General features: G+C 41.9%; 15 protein-coding genes. 14 read left to right on the forward strand and 1 reads right to left on the reverse strand.

Features of this window, described 5'->3' with window-relative positions; all coding sequences use genetic code 11:
• The first annotated feature begins 32 nt into the window (after positions 1 to 32).
• Genes ligA through ACSAJE_RS01420 form a run of 3 tightly spaced genes read left to right on the forward strand, consistent with a single transcriptional unit; the run spans position 33 to position 3895 of the window.
• Entirely contained in the window at positions 33 to 1991 is a 1959-nt protein-coding gene (ligA, locus tag ACSAJE_RS01410; protein ID WP_458009502.1) for an NAD-dependent DNA ligase LigA, read from the forward strand.
• A 36-nt stretch (positions 1992 to 2027) separates the two neighbouring features.
• Positions 2028 to 2936 carry a homoserine O-acetyltransferase MetA gene (gene metA / locus ACSAJE_RS01415; RefSeq protein ID WP_458009503.1) on the forward strand — a complete coding sequence of 303 codons (909 nt, stop codon included), beginning with the start codon at positions 2028 to 2030 and terminating at the stop codon, positions 2934 to 2936.
• A 53-nt stretch (positions 2937 to 2989) separates the two neighbouring features.
• Positions 2990 to 3895: a cation diffusion facilitator family transporter gene (locus ACSAJE_RS01420; RefSeq protein ID WP_458009504.1), complete on the forward strand. Its 906-nt coding sequence runs from the start codon at positions 2990 to 2992 to the stop codon at positions 3893 to 3895.
• 643 nt (positions 3896 to 4538) lie between these two features.
• On the opposite strand, the gene ACSAJE_RS01425 is transcribed toward ACSAJE_RS01420, so the two are convergent.
• A complete protein-coding gene (locus ACSAJE_RS01425; RefSeq protein ID WP_458009505.1) occupies positions 4539 to 5429 on the reverse strand; it encodes a DegV family protein in 891 nt (296 codons plus the stop codon).
• A 208-nt stretch (positions 5430 to 5637) separates the two neighbouring features.
• On the opposite strand from ACSAJE_RS01425, the gene ACSAJE_RS01430 reads away from it, so the two are divergent.
• From ACSAJE_RS01430 to ACSAJE_RS01480, 11 genes are all read left to right on the forward strand, one after another.
• Positions 5638 to 6219 carry a xanthine phosphoribosyltransferase gene (locus ACSAJE_RS01430; protein ID WP_458009506.1) on the forward strand — a complete coding sequence of 194 codons (582 nt, stop codon included), beginning with the start codon at positions 5638 to 5640 and terminating at the stop codon, positions 6217 to 6219.
• A 109-nt stretch (positions 6220 to 6328) separates the two neighbouring features.
• On the forward strand, positions 6329 to 7660 hold the full coding sequence (locus ACSAJE_RS01435) for a uracil-xanthine permease family protein (protein ID WP_458009507.1): 1332 nt from the start codon (positions 6329 to 6331) through the stop codon (positions 7658 to 7660).
• 71 nt (positions 7661 to 7731) lie between these two features.
• Positions 7732 to 8916, forward strand: a complete 1185-nt coding sequence (locus tag ACSAJE_RS01440; protein WP_458009508.1) for a BMP family ABC transporter substrate-binding protein — start codon at positions 7732 to 7734, stop codon at positions 8914 to 8916.
• A 10-nt stretch (positions 8917 to 8926) separates the two neighbouring features.
• On the forward strand, positions 8927 to 10633 hold the full coding sequence (locus ACSAJE_RS01445; protein WP_458009509.1) for a methyl-accepting chemotaxis protein: 1707 nt from the start codon (positions 8927 to 8929) through the stop codon (positions 10631 to 10633).
• Positions 10634 to 10712: 79 nt separating this feature from the next.
• Complete coding sequence (locus ACSAJE_RS01450; RefSeq protein WP_118690102.1) at positions 10713 to 11180, forward strand: hypothetical protein; 468 nt, start codon at positions 10713 to 10715, stop codon at positions 11178 to 11180.
• Positions 11181 to 11329: 149 nt separating this feature from the next.
• The gene (locus ACSAJE_RS01455) at positions 11330 to 11464 is read left to right on the forward strand and encodes a hypothetical protein (RefSeq protein ID WP_022024467.1); all 135 of its coding nucleotides are present in this window, start codon (positions 11330 to 11332) and stop codon (positions 11462 to 11464) included.
• 45 nt (positions 11465 to 11509) lie between these two features.
• Complete coding sequence (locus ACSAJE_RS01460) at positions 11510 to 12364, forward strand: YitT family protein (RefSeq protein WP_458009510.1); 855 nt, start codon at positions 11510 to 11512, stop codon at positions 12362 to 12364.
• 159 nt (positions 12365 to 12523) lie between these two features.
• Positions 12524 to 12958 (forward strand): hypothetical protein, encoded by a 435-nt coding sequence (locus ACSAJE_RS01465; protein ID WP_458009511.1) that lies wholly within the window; start codon positions 12524 to 12526, stop codon positions 12956 to 12958.
• Positions 12955 to 13962, forward strand: coding sequence for a hypothetical protein (locus tag ACSAJE_RS01470; protein ID WP_458009512.1), 1008 nt, complete (start codon positions 12955 to 12957; stop codon positions 13960 to 13962). The genes ACSAJE_RS01465 and ACSAJE_RS01470 overlap by 4 nt, the downstream gene beginning before the upstream one ends.
• A complete protein-coding gene (gene cdaA, locus ACSAJE_RS01475; protein WP_022024471.1) occupies positions 13959 to 14831 on the forward strand; it encodes a diadenylate cyclase CdaA in 873 nt (290 codons plus the stop codon). The genes ACSAJE_RS01470 and cdaA overlap by 4 nt, the downstream gene beginning before the upstream one ends.
• Positions 14828 to 16201 (forward strand): CdaR family protein, encoded by a 1374-nt coding sequence (locus ACSAJE_RS01480; protein ID WP_118690104.1) that lies wholly within the window; start codon positions 14828 to 14830, stop codon positions 16199 to 16201. Before cdaA ends, ACSAJE_RS01480 begins: the two co-directional genes overlap by 4 nt.
• Positions 16202 to 16274 lie beyond the last annotated feature (73 nt).

Below are 16274 nucleotides of genomic sequence, written 5' to 3' on the forward strand. Positions count from 1 at the left end.
CGTCAGCATTTTCAGAAAGAATGGGGAATGATATGGAAGAGAAGAGAGCTAGGATCTTAGAGTTAGTAGAGCAGTTAAATCACGCGGCGGCAGTGTATTATCAGGGCCGTGATGAGGTTATGAGTAACTACGAATACGACAAACAATACGATGAATTACAGGCATTAGAAAAGGAGACGGGGATTGTTTTGGCGGGCAGTCCGACGCAGCGTGTAGGCTATGAGGTGCTTAGTGAGCTGCCAAAAGAACAACATCCTTCACCGATGCTTTCTTTGGACAAGACAAAGGATACAGAACAATTAGCGGCTTGGCTTGGTGAGCATCCGGGTCTACTTTCGTGGAAAATGGATGGGCTTACTATCGTACTTACGTATCAGGAGGGAACTCTGCAAAAGGCAGTTACCCGCGGTAATGGTCAGGTAGGAGAAGTCATTACCGGTAATGCTCGTATGTTTGATAATGTACCGTTGCAGATCCCATTTCAGGGAGAATTGGTACTGCGCGGAGAAGCGGTGATTACGTATTCCAGATTTCGGGAGATCAATGAATCCCTTCCGGTGGAAGAGCAATACAAAAATCCGCGTAATTTGTGCAGCGGTTCTGTACGCCAGCTTGATAGCCGTGTTACGAAGAGCAGACATGTGAACTTTTTTGCTTTTTCGCTCGTGACGGCAGAAGGTGTTGATTTCAAAGATTCGCAGGAGAATAAATTCAAATTTTTGCAGGAACAGGGATTTACGGTTGTCGAATATGTTCGTGTTACCGGGGAGACATTGCCTGCAGCAGTGGCAGAATTTGCAGAAAAAATCGTCACCAATGATTTTCCGTCGGATGGCCTTGTACTTCTTATGGATGAGATCGCATATGGAGAGAGTTTGGGAAGGACCGCTAAATTTCCGCGAAATGCGATGGCTTTTAAGTGGGCAGATGAAATAGCCGAAACGGTGTTAGAGGAAGTGGAGTGGAGTGCCTCGAGAACGGGGCTGATCAATCCGGTTGCAGTGTTTGAACCGGTGGAATTGGAAGGAACAACGGTAAGTCGTGCGAGTGTGCATAATGTCAGCATAGTTGAACAGCTTGCTTTGGGGGTTGGTGATCATATTCAGGTGTATAAAGCAAATATGATCATTCCACAGATTGCGGAAAATATGACACGAAGCGGGACGTTACCTATTCCGGAAGAATGTCCGGTGTGTCATAGTGCAACAGCCATTCATGAAGAAAATGGAGTGAAGGCTTTGTTTTGTGAAAATGCATCCTGTCCGGCTAAGAAGATCAAAAGTTTTTCACATTTTGTCAGCAGGGATGCGATGAACATTGACGGTATGTCAGAAGCAACGATCGAGAAATTGATGAATCAGGATATGATCCATGAACCTGCAGATCTGTTTCGATTAGATCGATATAAAGACCAGATCATTGCAATGGATGGGTTTGGCGAAAAATCTTACGAAAAAATGGTTCAGTCAGCGACAAAGGCGGCGCATACGACGATCATTCGTTTTTTGTATAGTTTAGGCATTCCGAATGTAGGATTATCCAATGCCGGCCTGATCTGTCGCTATTGCGGATATGATTTTGATCGTGTTTTGGCGGTTTCTGAAGAGGAGCTGACACAGATTGATGGCGTTGGTGCTGTGATCGCCAAAGCGGTAACAGATTATTTTGCGGTTGAGGCGAATCGACAAGTAGTGCAACATCTGTTACAATATATTTCGTTCGAGAAAATTGCGGATGATAATGTATCGAAAGATATGGAGGGAATCACGTTTGTAATTACCGGATCCGTTGAGCAGTTCAAAAACCGCAAAGAGCTGAAAGAGCTGATCGAATCGCATGGCGGAAAGGTGACAGGCAGTGTCACTTCTAAGACGAACTATTTGATCAATAACGATGCGATGAGCAACTCGACAAAAAATAAAAAAGCAAGAGAGCTTGGAATACCGATTTTGACGGAGCAAGCGTTTATAGAACAATATCACTTGTCCTAGCAGAAAAGTGCAGATATGCAGAAATGAGGTTTTATTATGCCAATTAAAGTACAAAATAATCTTCCGGCGAAAAAGATCATGGAGCAGGAAAATATATTTATGATGGACGAAACACGTGCAACGACGCAGAATATCCGTCCACTGTATATTGCTGTTCTCAATCTGATGCCACTAAAGGAAGATACGGAGGTTCAGCTGCTACGCAGTTTATCCAATACGCCATTGCAGATCGAGATTACATTTTTGACAACAGCATCGTATATTGGTAAAAATACGACGCTCAGTCATTTGAATGAGTTTTATAAGACCTACGATGATGTAAAAGAACGTAAATTTGACGGTTTGATCATTACGGGTGCTCCGGTGGAGCAGATGGAATATGAGGAAGTGCAGTATTGGGAAGAACTGAAGCAGATCATGGAATGGTCTAAGGCAAATGTGACGTCAACAATGCATATTTGTTGGGGGGCTCAGGCAGGACTGTATTATCATTATGGAATCAAGAAACATCTGCTTCCGAAGAAAATAGTTGGTGTGTATGAACATCGGGTACACCATCGAAAAGTACCGCTTCTTCGCGGATTTGACGATGTATTTTATGCACCACATTCCCGTTATACCGGAGTTGATCATGAGGCGATTGCAGCGTGTGATACGCTAACTGTACTTGCAGACTCCGACAAGGTGGGAGAACTGTTATTAGTATCTGATGATGGTAAGCAGATCTTTGTGATGGGACATTTGGAATATGATCGTATGACGTTGGATTACGAATACAAGCGTGACAGTAAAAAAGGCTTAAATCCGGATCTGCCGGAGAATTATTATCCGGATGACGATTCGTCACAAAGACCATTGCTTCGTTGGAGAGGTGCTTCCAATGCCTTGTTTTCTAACTGGGTCAATTACTACGTATACCAAAATACGCCTTATGAGTGGTCATAAATGTGAGTGCGTAGCCCAGTCATGGATTATTTGAAATTATGTGAGCAATTATTATGAAAAATGAAAACAAACTAAAATACGAAAAATATATTATGAATATATCCATGATCGGAAGCGTTCTATTTATGATCGCAGAGGGTGTCATGGCATTTTGGACGAGATCACATTCTATTTTGATGGACTGTATCTTTGATTTGACAGATCTGATCATGATCGGTCCGTTTTTATTACTGGTGCCGTTGCTGTATAAGCCGGTAACAGAGCGCAGGCCATACGGTTTTGCCCAGGTGGAGTCATTGTTTGTCGTTATTAAGTACAGTGTGCTATTGGCGATCACGGTCCGACTGGTTTGGGATAACTTTTATGCGATATTGCATGGTGGTCGTGAAGTGGACGGCGGTAAGATTGCAGTGTTTGAGCTGATTGTTTGTGCATGTTGTCTGATCGTTTATATGTTACTGCATTATTTTAGCAGACGTTATGCATCTATGACGATACAGGCAGAGATTTACATATGGAAGCTGGATGTGATCTCCAGTTTGGGTGTTTCTCTTGCATTTTTTGTAGAACAGTTCTTGCAAAAGACAACATGGAATCATCTGGCAGCTTATATTGATCCGATCGTTGCCATTATCATGTCGTGTTTGCTTTTAGTAGAGCCGGTCAAAATGATCATACACAATGTAAAAAGTCTGATATTGTTTGCACCGGATCAGGAAATCATGGATTCTATCCGGCAGATTGCAGAACATCACATGGATAAGATTCATTATGACATTGAATTTTTGGATGTGATACAGACAGGACGTAAAACTTGGGTTGAGATCTATCTGACCAGTCATAATCGCATTATCAATACCAAGATATTATTGCAGTTACGTAATGATATTCGTGCGGAGCTGCAGCAAGTATTTGATCAGGTATACGTGGAATTGATCCCAAGTTTGCCAGACGAATAGACTTGCGCAGAAACTAAAACTTCCCATACCGGAAGCTACTGCAAGAACCACATATTGCTTATTATGTCAAAGAATGCTAGGTGTTTTGCAGCCACAACATAGCGGCTTCTGTCGACAGAGAACTATAGTAATTGCCTTGCCGCTTTTTCGTTTTTGGTGATTTCTAGATTTTGTTGTCTCTGATGATTGATCTACATGCCCTTCGGAAACTCGAAGTCCCGGAAGCAAGGTATTCATCATTTTTGAAAGGGACTTTGCGCTCGTCGTTACTTATGTCTCGTATTTCAGAGACATTAAGTAACGTAACGTAGCGCATCGTAGCGAAAGCGTCCCGTCCAAAAATGGATGATACCTTGCTAAACCGGGACATCTCAGACAATCCTTCGGGCATGTATTCATCAGAGACGTAACAAAATAAGAAATCACCTAAAAACTCTGCGTTCTGCGGCAATTATCTTAGTTCTCTGCCGACAGAATAAGTTAGCTTATCGGCTGCAAAATACTATATTTATTGCTGACATAATAAGCAATATGTGGTTGCGTGAGATAATGAGGTGTGGGAAATTTCAGTTACTAAATAATAAAAACGCCTGCGGACGAGTTCCTGGCAGGCGTTTTGTGTATTATGATAAAGCAAAGAGACTTACAGTGTGCGTTCACTGCCCCAGAAGAAGAGTGCTACTGTACCCGGACCGGTATGACTTCCTATGGTCGTGCCGATATTGTTGATCACTACTTTGCCGTTTAAGTTTGGAAAGCGTGCCTCTATCAGATCGGCAACTGCTTTGGCATCTTCATAGCAGGCAGATTGGGATATAAAACATTTCCCATCGTAGTCTAAGCCATTTTCGGCATCTTCTTCCATTTTAGCGACAATTTCACGGATCACCTTACGTTTTCCACGAATCTTAAAGCGCGGAATCAGCTTGCCCTCGCTGTTTACATCCAGCAATGGGCAGATGTTCAGCAAATTTCCGATGGTACCGGCGGATTTTGATACACGACCGCCTTTTATAAAGAAAGTCAGGTCGGAAGAGAAGAACCAATGACGTAAATGAAGCTTATTGGTCTCTGCCCAGTCACGCAGTTCATCAATAGTCATTCCATCATCGCGCAGATCTGCCAGACGATCCATCAATAGTCCATATCCAGCGGAGGCAGCCAGTGAATCAACAATATAGATTTTGCGGTCTGGATATTTTTCGGCGAGAATATCTCTGGCAATACAGGCGGAATTCATGACGCCTGAAATACCGGAAGAGAGGCAGACATGTAGAATATCTTTGCCTTCCTGCAGAAAAGGTTCAAAATACTGCTCAAATTCTTCTGCATTGATCTGAGATGTTTTAGTGTCTTCGCCTTGCTCCATACGTTTATAAAATTCATCAAAAGGAATTGATTTGCCGAGATCATCCATATAACTTTTGCCGCCCAATTCAAAATGAAAACAGATATAATGAATAGATCTGGCCTCAAACTGTTCGTCTGTCAAGTCTGCTGTAGAACAACAGCTTAATACATAATTTTCTGCCATTTTAATACCATACCTTTCTCAAAAATGTCTTGCATGATCACAGGGGGTCATAATATTCCTGCATTATGCATGTCAGGACTCATTGTACCATGGAATTCTGATAATTTCAAATTACAACGGTAACGCCTCAAATTGTTCTTGAATCTGCAAAATATATTCAGTATAATATTTGTATATACGGCATAATGCGCCATACAAGGAGGACAAGATGAACTTTTTAGAAGAACGTATCCTAAGGGATGGTATAGTAAAAGAAGGTAACGTGTTGAAGGTGGATAGTTTTTTGAACCATCAGATGGATATTTCATTATTTGAGCAAATGGGAGAAGAGTTTAAAAAACGTTTTGCCGGTAAGGAGATTAATAAAATTGTTACGATAGAGGCTTCCGGCATAGGAATTGCATGTGTGGTAGCAAAGTATTTTAACGTTCCGGTTGTATTTGCTAAGAAATCTAAGAGTATCAATATTGAGGGAGATATGTATGTTGCTGAGGTGGAATCCTTTACACATAAGTGTAAAAATCAGGTCATAGTTTCCAAAAAGTTTTTATCTCCGGAGGACAAGGTGTTGATCATTGATGACTTTCTTGCCAATGGTTGTGCACTGCAGGGGTTGATTTCAATTATTACGGAGGCCGGAGCTTCTGTAGAGGGTATTGGAATTGCTATTGAAAAGGGTTTTCAAATGGGTGGCAGACTGATCCGCAATCTCGGTTATCAGTTAGAGTCTCTCGCAATTGTGGACAGCATGAATGCAGATACGAAAGAAATTGTATTTCGTGAGCAGTAAGCTGATCTGTTAGAACTATAGATATAAGATCGGGTGGATTGCAAAGAAATGAAAAGGACGTTTTTCTATATGCAGAAAGACGAAATGAGAAACAGGAAGGATAAAGAACATGAAAACAAATGAAACATCTGTACAAAATATTTATACATTAGACGGAAAAGTACCACCTCTTAAGGCAATTCCGTTTGGGTTGCAGCATATATTAGCTATGTTCGTTGCTAATATTGCACCGATCATCATTGTTGCAGGAGCAAGTGGATTGTCCTCGACTCAGACGGCAATGTTGATCCAAAGTGCAATGATCATTGCCGGTATTGGTACATTGATTCAGTTGTTCCCGGTATGGAAGATTGGTTCCGGATTACCAATTGTTATGGGTATCAGCTTTACGTTTGTGTCCATTGCATGTGTTATAGGAGCAAAATATGGTTATCCGGCGATTGTTGGTGCCGTGTTGATCGGCGGTATCGTAGAGGGCGTTTTGGGATTATTTGCCAAGTACTGGATCAAGATTGTTGCACCGATCGTAGCAGCAAGTGTTGTTACATCCATTGGTTTTTCATTGTTATCTGTCGGGGCTAATTCCTTTGGAGGTGGCAGTGGAAGTAAAAACTTTGGTGCTTGGGAGAACTGGGTGTTAGGCGGTGTTACGCTGCTTGCCTGCATATTGTTTAATATTTTTGCCAAATCTTACTTCAAACAGCTTTCTGTTTTGTTCGGTTTAGTAGTTGGTTATATTTTGGCCATTGTAATGGGGATGGTGGATTTTTCCGGACTAAAGGGAAGTTCGATCATTGCATTGCCACATCTTATGCCATTTAAGCCGGAATTTCATGCTGGCGCCATTGTATCCATTGTATTGATCTTTTTGGTGTCGGCGACAGAGACGATCGGAGATACATCTGCGATGGCATCTTCCGGTTTAAATCGTGATGTCACACCGGAGGAAACTGCCGGGTCAATTGCCTGCGATGGTTTTATCAGTGCATTATCAGCAGTGTTTGGCTGTATGCCAATTACTTCATTTAGCCAAAATGTGGGCTTGATCGCAATGACGAAAGTAGTGAATCGATTTGCAATCGCAACAGGTGCGGCTATCATGATCTTAGCGGGAATCTTCCCGATCTTTGGAGCATTATTGGCAACATTACCGGATGCGGTATTAGGTGGATGCACGATCATGATGTTTGGAACGATCGTTGTCAGTGGTCTGCAGATGATCGGAAAATGTGGCTATACGCAGAGAAATATTACGATCGCTGCATTATCGCTCAGCGTTGGTATTGGTTTTACACAGGTTCCTGAACTGTTCGCAATCTTTCCTGAAATGGTACAAAATGTATTCGGGCAGAACTGCGTTGCAGTTGTATTTTTGGTTTCTATCATATTGAATCTGGTTTTACCACAGAATATGGAGGCAACGATACAAGAAAAAGCGTAAGTAAACACAGTGAGACGATGTGCTTTTGGAACTTTAGAAGCGAGTTGTCTGCTGTTAGAAAGGATGGGAGAATGAACAACAAAATAACGAAGAAAAGACGAGTTTTGGCTGTTGTACTGACTATCAGTCTGTTGTGCATGACCGGCTGTGGGGCAGCTAACGGCGCACCGGACGATGTGGCGTCAAATGACGGAGGCAGTCAGACAGAGAGCAAAACAGGAAATGGTGGCATCAGCAAAGATGACATCAAAGTCGGTGTATTATATATATCGGATCCGGCAGAGGGAAGCGGTTATTCATATACGCATGATCTGGGTGTCAAGGGAATGCAGTCTAATCTCGGACTCAAGGAAGATCAGATAGAGCGTAAGATCGCGGATGATAGTGATGCAGCAGCCACACAGGAAGCAATCGAAGCCTGTATTTCGGATGGCTGTAATATTATATTCACAACGAGTTGGGGTTACATGGATACCACAGAAAAGATGGCAGAAAAGTATCCCGAAGTTTATTTTTCCCATGGAACCGGTTATAAGAGCAACGGCAAGAACTTTACTAATTATTTTGGCAGAATCTATCAGGCACGGTATTTAAGTGGAATCGTGGCAGGGATGAACACGAAGTCCGGCAAGATTGGATATGTTGCAGCCCAGGATTCTTCAAATTCAGAGGTAACGGGTGGTATTGATGCTTTTGCAATTGGAGTTGCATCGGTTAATAAATCGGCAAAGATTTATGTAAAAATAACCAATAGCTGGTATGACGCAGCGAAGGAAAAGGCGGCATCAGAAAAATTGTTGTCGATGGGCTGCGATGTTATGGCACAGCATTGTGATACGGCATATCCCCAGACATTAGCGCAGGAAAAGGGTGTGTATGGTATCGGTTATAACTCGGATATGAGTAAAGAAACACCGGATTCCTGCCTGACCAGTGTGATTTGGAATTGGAGTGCTTATTATACGTCGGCAGTACAAAGTATTATGGACGGAACATGGACTGGTGAAAATTATTATGAAGGCATGGCAGAGGGGCTGATTCAGATCACCGATCTGGCATCGTTTGCAAAGGAAGGAACGCAGGAAAAAGTTGATGAAGCGACCACAGCAATCCTTAGTGGTGAAAACAACGTATTCGATGGTGTATTAGAAACAAATACCGGGAAGAAGATTGGGGCAGCAAACAGTACATTAGACGATGCAACGATTACCGGAAACATTAACTGGTACTACAAAAATGTAGTGATCGTGAAATAGGAGGGTGGCTATGAAATTTACGATTCGCAAGAAAGTGTTGGTTTGCTCACTGCTCCCACTTGTTTTACTCGGGGCAATTGTTATTTTGGTGGCAGCAACGATCATGAAGGGTGCAATCATACAACAGGTAGAAAATTCTCTGCGAGGAACAGCAACAGCGACACAGGCAGCATATGATCAAAATACCGGATCTTATCTGGAAACGGAGAATGGTGATGTATGGAAAGGCAGTTACAATATTTCCCAGTCCGACAATCTGGTAGATACGATCAAAGAAGAATCCGGCATGGAAGTTACCTTCTTTTATGGAAACAAGCGAATTATGACTTCTGCCAAGGATAAAGATGGCAATCGTATTTTACAGAGTGAGGCAGGAGAAAAGATCCAAAAAGAAGTTCTAAATGCAGGGCACGAATATTTTAGTGAGAATGTTTCTATTGAAGGGACTATGTATTATGGATATTTTACTCCGGTATATCAGCCGGATGATAAAAGTACACCAATTGGAATGGTGTTCGCAGGAAGTCCCAAACAGGAGACATTTCGCAGCGTTATAAAGATTATTAGCACGATAATAGCAATTGTAGTGTTTGTTACGATTGTGTGTGTGATCATTGTCAGTATTTGTGCAAGCTCGATCACAAAGGCTCTTAAAGTAGGTATTGCATCAGTTCAGCAGGTATCTGCCGGGAATCTGCAATTGACGATATCAGATAAACTGGCTCGACGCAAAGATGAGATTGGAGATCTGTCGCGGGCAATCCGCAAGCTTCAGCAGGAATTGCTTGGCATTATAAGCGGCATTAAGAATAGCACAGATTCTCTGCGTGATTCATCCGACTCATTAGAACAGACGGCACATCAAACTTTTCACAGCATTGAAAATGTCAAAGAGACAATGGATGGTATAACGGAGGGGGCAGATCGACAGGCAGAAGATATCAAAAAAGCGTCCTTCAATGTTAATAATATGGGAAATCTGCTTTTAGAGACCGGACAGGAGGCAGAAGATCTTGGCAATGGTGCAGACAGCATGAAAAAGGCAAGTGATCATACATCGGAAATTGTACATCAGCTTCGCGTGATCAGCGATGAGGTACATCAGGCTGTAGAGACGATCGCACAACAGACAAAACAGACAAATGCATCCGCACAAAAAATTCGTGAGGCTTCTCGCTTTATTTCAGAAATTGCAGAAGAAACAAATCTGTTAGCTTTGAATGCCAGCATTGAAGCGGCTAGGGCAGGAGAAGCCGGCAAAGGCTTTGCCGTAGTAGCGTCTGAGATTCAGAAGCTGGCAGAGCAGACGAATAGTGCCAGCGGCAATATCGAAGAGATTGTTGAGGCACTGTTAAATGATTCAGAACTTGTTGTTGAGACAATGACGAATGCACAGGGTATTATTACCCAGCAAAATGATTTTATTGAAGGAACGGAAGGCAGTGTGGCAACCGTGATGAATGAAATCGAGCATTCGGTAAGCAGTATACGCAGCATAGAGAGCCGCATGAAAGAATTAGAGTGTGCGAGAAAAGAAATCATGCAGGTGTTTAGGGCTATGTCAGATATTGCCACTCATAATGTAAGCGACACAGAAAAGACCAATACAGCATTGGGTGCTATGACAGCAGACTTTAAGAATATTGAACAGTCGACGGAAAGTCTGCGAACAATGGCAGATGCGTTGGCAAACCATATTCAGAATTTTCAGGTGTAATTAGTTGCGTCAGTTTAGTGGAATATGCTATAATAGCAGTTACAAGAGATTAGGTAACTGCACAGCATGGAGGATTAATATGCAAAGAATAGCTTATTCCAAAAAGATCATATGCTATTTGTTCATATTATGCATCGCATTGACCAGCACATTTTCTGCGAATGGTGAATGCGGTGTGTTTTCTATGCAGAGACAGCAGACATATTGCTCTAAACAGACTGTGCAGGTTGACTCTTTTCAGAATGCAAAAGCAGAGCATTATTTACATATGATACAAACTTCTTTTGCCAAGGAAGATTGTCGGATTGAGGATGGATCGGCAAATACGATGCAGAAACTGAATCTGATTCGGGAGCAGAAGACGGTTAGTTTATCAAAGTTTGAGCGTATTTGCTATTGCTTGACAGATTGTTATGCAAGATGCGTTAGCATTATGCATAATCAATATATTCTAAAGGCGACATTGATCCGGGATGTTCATCAACAGATCGTGTCTTTTATTCATCGGAAGGACGGGCAGAAAATCCCCGCAATATTCTTTTTTTGACACGCAGATTTTTACCTGCGTTCGTCATGTATTTCCAAATTATACAATATGTATGTGCATAAGATTGCACAGGTAAATGAGACCGCTCAGCCAAAGGGGGCACGGTTTTTTTATGGTAGAAAAAAAGAATAAATAGGAGGTTTTTGCATATGTTAGAAACAATAGGTATTGTTTTAGTCGTTGTGGCATTGATCGCGGTAGGCGTTTTTTCATGGAAGTGGGAGAATAGCGGATCTGATGACATTAAGAGAACGCAGACAAAGGACGAACATAAAGAAGCGTAATAGATTCAACAAAGGCACATAAAGAATGCAAGCATGGAGGTATACATGAAACAAATACTTGTCCGATACATCAACATCATATTAGGCGCAATAGTGGCAGCATTTGCTTTGGAAGAGTTTTTAGTTCCAGCGAACATTTTGGACGGCGGGATTGTGGGAACCAGTATTATCATTAGTTCGATAACTCCGATCTCGTTAAGTATATTGACGGTATGCTTAAATTTACCGTTTGTATTGGTGGGAGCGAAGCAGTTGGAAAAAAGCTTTCTTCCGAGGACCATTGTGGCAATGGGTGTATTCTCTCTCTTTTTAGAAATTTTTAACCGTTGGCACTATGATGCTACCTATGATGCATTATTGGCGACAGTGTTTGGAGGATTGATTCTTGGTGCCGGAGTTGGACTTATTATTCGAAACGGAGGATGTTTGGATGGCACAGAGACAGTAGCGATCATGGTCGCCAAAAAGACATCACTTTCCGTAGGTCAAATTGTTCTGGTCTGTAACATTATCATTTATTTGATCGCCGGTATATTGTTCGGATTGGATCGTGCGTTATATAGTCTTCTGACCTATTTTATTACATCTAGGATCGTGGATCATATTAATACAGGATTGGATCAGGGCAAAGCGGTAATGATTATTACGGATCAGGGACGCGTGATCGCAGAGGATATTTATAAGACGTTAGGCCGGACAGTTACTTTTTTGTCCGGTGAAGGGCTTTTATCCGGGGAGAAGACAGTCCTATATTGTGTCATTACCCGGATGGAGCTTCCGTTGATCCGTAAGATCATAGAAAAAGATGATTATTCGGCATTTATGACGATTTCAGATGTATCGGAGATCATCGGACATCATATTAAAAACTCAGAAAGCAAAATTTACACCAAATTATAACAAACCATGGAGCGGAGAAAGTTCTCCGCTCCGTTTTTGATAGGGTCATTCGCAGCTGGTAACAATAGTGATAGGGCTTGTATAATTTAGACGAATATTATATAATTTAAAATTGTGGATTAACATTAGAAACTGCTGTTCAAAGAAGGGTTGACTGGTATGGTTAATGAGAAAAAAGTACGCTTAATGACGCAGCTTGCGTTAGACGAAAAGCGGTTATATAAAGATGAACTAGACGAAAGTGGATATTTTCGTTCCGATTATATCCGTTCCAATACATTAAAGGTGCTGCTGGGCTATAGCATTTCCTATTTACTGATCATGGGACTGGTTGCCATGTATTATGTTGATTATCTGTTTACAAATGTAGTGCAGATGGATATGCAGAGCATGGTGTGGCTGGCCGGATGTATATATGTAGGATTATTATTGATCATTACGTTGTTTTGTGTGTTGTTTTATATGACCAAATATACAAACAATCGCAAGCGTTTGCGCAAATATATGATGGAAATAGATAAGCTGCAGAAGTTTTATCGGGACAGCAAAGATAATAAAGAGACCAAAGAAATTAAGGAGGGAGACGCTGTATGACTCAGTTATTGATATTGCGTGAACATATACAGAAAATGTATCAGCGTTATTCATCCTTTTTTCAGGTGGTCATGCGGTTTATGGTTGGATTTGGATTGTTTTTTGCGATCAACCGTGTGTTGGGATATCGTCCAATACTTTCACATGGTTATGTGAATGTGATCATGGGAGTAATCAGCGTGATCTTTCCATTAGAGGCAATGATCTTCTTGGTGGCATTGTTTATTGTATTACAGGTCATGTATGTGTCCAAAATGCTGGCATTTTGTATTGGTGTTATATTTTTGATATTGTATCTGTTATATATTCAGTTCATTCCCAAACATGGATATGTGCTGATCGCTGTGCCGTTAGCATATTCTGTAGGACTCTCTGCAGGAGCACCGGTGCTGTTGGGATTGCTATTTGGTCCGGTCGGAGTGCTGCCAGGTGTGATCGGAGTGTTGCTTTACTATTTGTTTCGCAATTTGATTACGGTTGCATCTTCTGCAACGACAGATTCCTTCGATCTGTTTCAGGTGCTGATCGATCAGTTGGTGGAGGACGAAGAGTTGTTTGCCGCAATAGCAGTCTTCGTGGTGGTCATGTTGGTAGTGTATATGATTCGCAGCCTGCGCGTTGATTTCAGTTTTGAAGCGGCGATCATCATCGGAATTGTCAGTGATATCATTTTATGTTTGTTTGCTAACTATTTACAGCTCATGAAACTGCATATGATCCCATTTTTTGCAGGTGCGGTCATATCCCTCGGCTTAGTGTGGCTGATACAATTTTTCCGTTTGTCATTAAATTATGCCGGCGTTGAGAATTTACAGTTTGAAGATGAGGAATATTATTATTATGTCCGCGCAGTACCCAAGAACAGTATTGCAACAAAGAGAAAGCGTATAAAACGCTTTAATGCACATTTGTTTACTGACCGCAACGAGTTGTTAGCAGCAGAGATGGAAGATAACGAAGCAGTGCCGGATGGCGGTAACAGGGAGAATAAGGAGGATTCATGAATCAAATTATTGCGTCATTAAAAGGATATGTATATGGATTATCGCTCCCGAAGATTGGTGTTGTGGATATCCTGGAGATTATAATTATCGCTTTTGCGTTGTATCATGTGACATTTTGGGTAAAGCGTACAAGAGCATGGACACTGGTAAAGGGTGTTTTTGTGCTGTTTAGTGCTTATATTGTTGCCTATATTTTAGATATGAGTGTTATATTGTGGGTGTTTGATAAGACGATCGGTCTTGGTATTACAGCGTTGCTGATCGTTTTTCAGCCGGAACTGCGCAAGGCGCTGGAAGAGTTGGGACAAAAAAAGATTGTCAGTTCTATCTTGCCGTTTGATGAGAACAAAGATAGAAATATACGATTTACAGATCGTACTGTGAACGAGATCGTGCGTGCAACTTCTGAGCTTGCCAAAGCAAAGACCGGTGCATTGATCATTATGGAAAAGGATATTATCTTATCTGAATATGAAAGAACCGGTATTATTATCGATTCTGCGATCAGCAGTCAGCTTTTGATCAATATTTTTGAGCATAATACGCCGCTGCATGATGGTGCTGTGATCGTAAGAGGAGATCGTATTGTTGCGGCAACCTGTTATCTGCCATTGTCAGACAATATGGGATTATCTAAAGATCTTGGAACGAGGCACCGTGCTGCAGTTGGTATTAGCGAGGTGAGCGATAGTCTTACCGTGATTGTATCTGAAGAAACCGGTATGATTTCCGTAGCAGTTGGTGGTAAATTATTGCGTAATATTGACGGGGATCTTTTACGACGTAAATTGAATGATTTTCAGGGGAAACCTTCTGAGGAGAAGCCAAAGAAATACTTTTGGCGTAGAAAAGGAGGGGATCGCACATGAAAGAATTAAAACAATTGATGAAAGATGTTGTGCTGCATAATATTGGGATCAAAGTGCTGTCATTGATCGGTGCTCTGTTTGTATGGCTGATCATTATCAATATTGATGATCCTTATAAGACGAAAGTGTTTCAAGTGCCGGTCGAGACGATCAATGAAAGTGCATTGCAGTCTGTTAATAAGGTGTTTGAAATTACATCCGGCAGTATTGCCAATGTCAAGGTCGGTGGCAAACGAAGTGTGATCGATCGTTTAGATTCTACAGATATTCGTGCAACAGCAGATCTTTCGAATCTGTCTTCGGTAAATGCGGTAAATATCGTGCCATCACTTCGTAAAAAAGTGTCATCGGACGTTACTTTGGAATGTACTCAGGTGTTGAAAGTTGCATTGGAGGATATGGCAACCAAGCAGGTTAAGGTAACGGTTGTCACCCAAGGAGAACCGTCAGAAGGTTACTCTATTGGAAAATGCACGGCAAAACCCAATATGATTCAGGTGACAGGAGGAAAATCTGTTGTGAAACGTATTTCCTCGATCAAGGTGTTTTTGAATGTGGAGGGAGTCAGTGAAGACTTTATGAGCCGATTGGAACCGGTTGCTTATGATTCCAACGATGAAGTAGTCAAGTCTAACACTCTGCATTATAGTCAGAATAAGATCAAAGTGCGGGCAAAGGTTTTGGAAAACAAAACAATTCCGGTAAGAGTCAGTGTGACAGGAACGCCGGCAGCGGGATATGAGTATGTAGAAACAGAATGTCTGCCACAAGAGATCCAAATTGCCGGCAGCGAGAAGAAAATGGAGTCACTTTCTGAGATTGTGATACCGATGGATATTAGCGGATTGAATGACCAGTCCGGCGGTTTGGAAAAGACGGTCAGTGTGCCGGCCTTATTGCCAGAGGGAGTTACTGTATCAGAAGAGTATGAGACGATCTCCGTGAAGGTGACGATAGAAAAATTAGTGGAACGAACTTTGCGTATTAAAGAGACAGATGTGGCATTTCGTAATTTGGCAAGCGGATATGTTGCGACAGCCGGAGCACCTGGAGACATTTTAAGCCTCACGATTTCAGGAAGAGCCTCCATATTGAATGAGATTCCGGATACTGCCATCAATGCATATGTAGATTGTGACGGTTTGAAAGCCGGAGAGCATCAGGTTCGCGTGCAGTTGGATCTGTCGGATACTTGTAAAATCACAAAATATGCAACGATAAAGATTCATATCACGAAGGAACGAGGAGGCAGTACGGCGAGCTCTTCACCATCGCCAACAACAAAGCCGACCGAAAGGCCGCAAAATACGACGACGGAAAAACCGAGCGAGGAGCCAATGCCGACGGAGACACCTTCACAAGAAGAATGATCTGTCAGAAATTGTTATCATGATGATTTTTGATGTGTGAAATATAAAAACGCTTCGGTAAGCAATCTGCCTG

It is taken from the genome of Jutongia sp. SJQ-6, assembly GCF_054161275.1.

Bases quoted from the DNA above. Each gene is read 5' to 3' on its own strand.
- ligA (WP_458009502.1), top strand. From the start codon at position 33: ATGGAAGAGAAGAGAGCTAGGATCTTAGAGTTAGTAGAGCAGTTAAAT.
- metA (WP_458009503.1), top strand. From the start codon at position 2,028: ATGCCAATTAAAGTACAAAATAATCTTCCGGCGAAAAAGATCATGGAG.
- ACSAJE_RS01420 (WP_458009504.1), top strand. From the start codon at position 2,990: ATGAAAAATGAAAACAAACTAAAATACGAAAAATATATTATGAATATA.
- ACSAJE_RS01425 (WP_458009505.1), bottom strand. From the start codon at position 5,429: ATGGCAGAAAATTATGTATTAAGCTGTTGTTCTACAGCAGACTTGACA.
- ACSAJE_RS01430 (WP_458009506.1), top strand. From the start codon at position 5,638: ATGAACTTTTTAGAAGAACGTATCCTAAGGGATGGTATAGTAAAAGAA.
- ACSAJE_RS01435 (WP_458009507.1), top strand. From the start codon at position 6,329: ATGAAAACAAATGAAACATCTGTACAAAATATTTATACATTAGACGGA.
- ACSAJE_RS01440 (WP_458009508.1), top strand. From the start codon at position 7,732: ATGAACAACAAAATAACGAAGAAAAGACGAGTTTTGGCTGTTGTACTG.
- ACSAJE_RS01445 (WP_458009509.1), top strand. From the start codon at position 8,927: ATGAAATTTACGATTCGCAAGAAAGTGTTGGTTTGCTCACTGCTCCCA.
- ACSAJE_RS01450 (WP_118690102.1), top strand. From the start codon at position 10,713: ATGCAAAGAATAGCTTATTCCAAAAAGATCATATGCTATTTGTTCATA.
- ACSAJE_RS01455 (WP_022024467.1), top strand. From the start codon at position 11,330: ATGTTAGAAACAATAGGTATTGTTTTAGTCGTTGTGGCATTGATCGCG.
- ACSAJE_RS01460 (WP_458009510.1), top strand. From the start codon at position 11,510: ATGAAACAAATACTTGTCCGATACATCAACATCATATTAGGCGCAATA.
- ACSAJE_RS01465 (WP_458009511.1), top strand. From the start codon at position 12,524: ATGGTTAATGAGAAAAAAGTACGCTTAATGACGCAGCTTGCGTTAGAC.
- ACSAJE_RS01470 (WP_458009512.1), top strand. From the start codon at position 12,955: ATGACTCAGTTATTGATATTGCGTGAACATATACAGAAAATGTATCAG.
- cdaA (WP_022024471.1), top strand. From the start codon at position 13,959: ATGAATCAAATTATTGCGTCATTAAAAGGATATGTATATGGATTATCG.
- ACSAJE_RS01480 (WP_118690104.1), top strand. From the start codon at position 14,828: ATGAAAGAATTAAAACAATTGATGAAAGATGTTGTGCTGCATAATATT.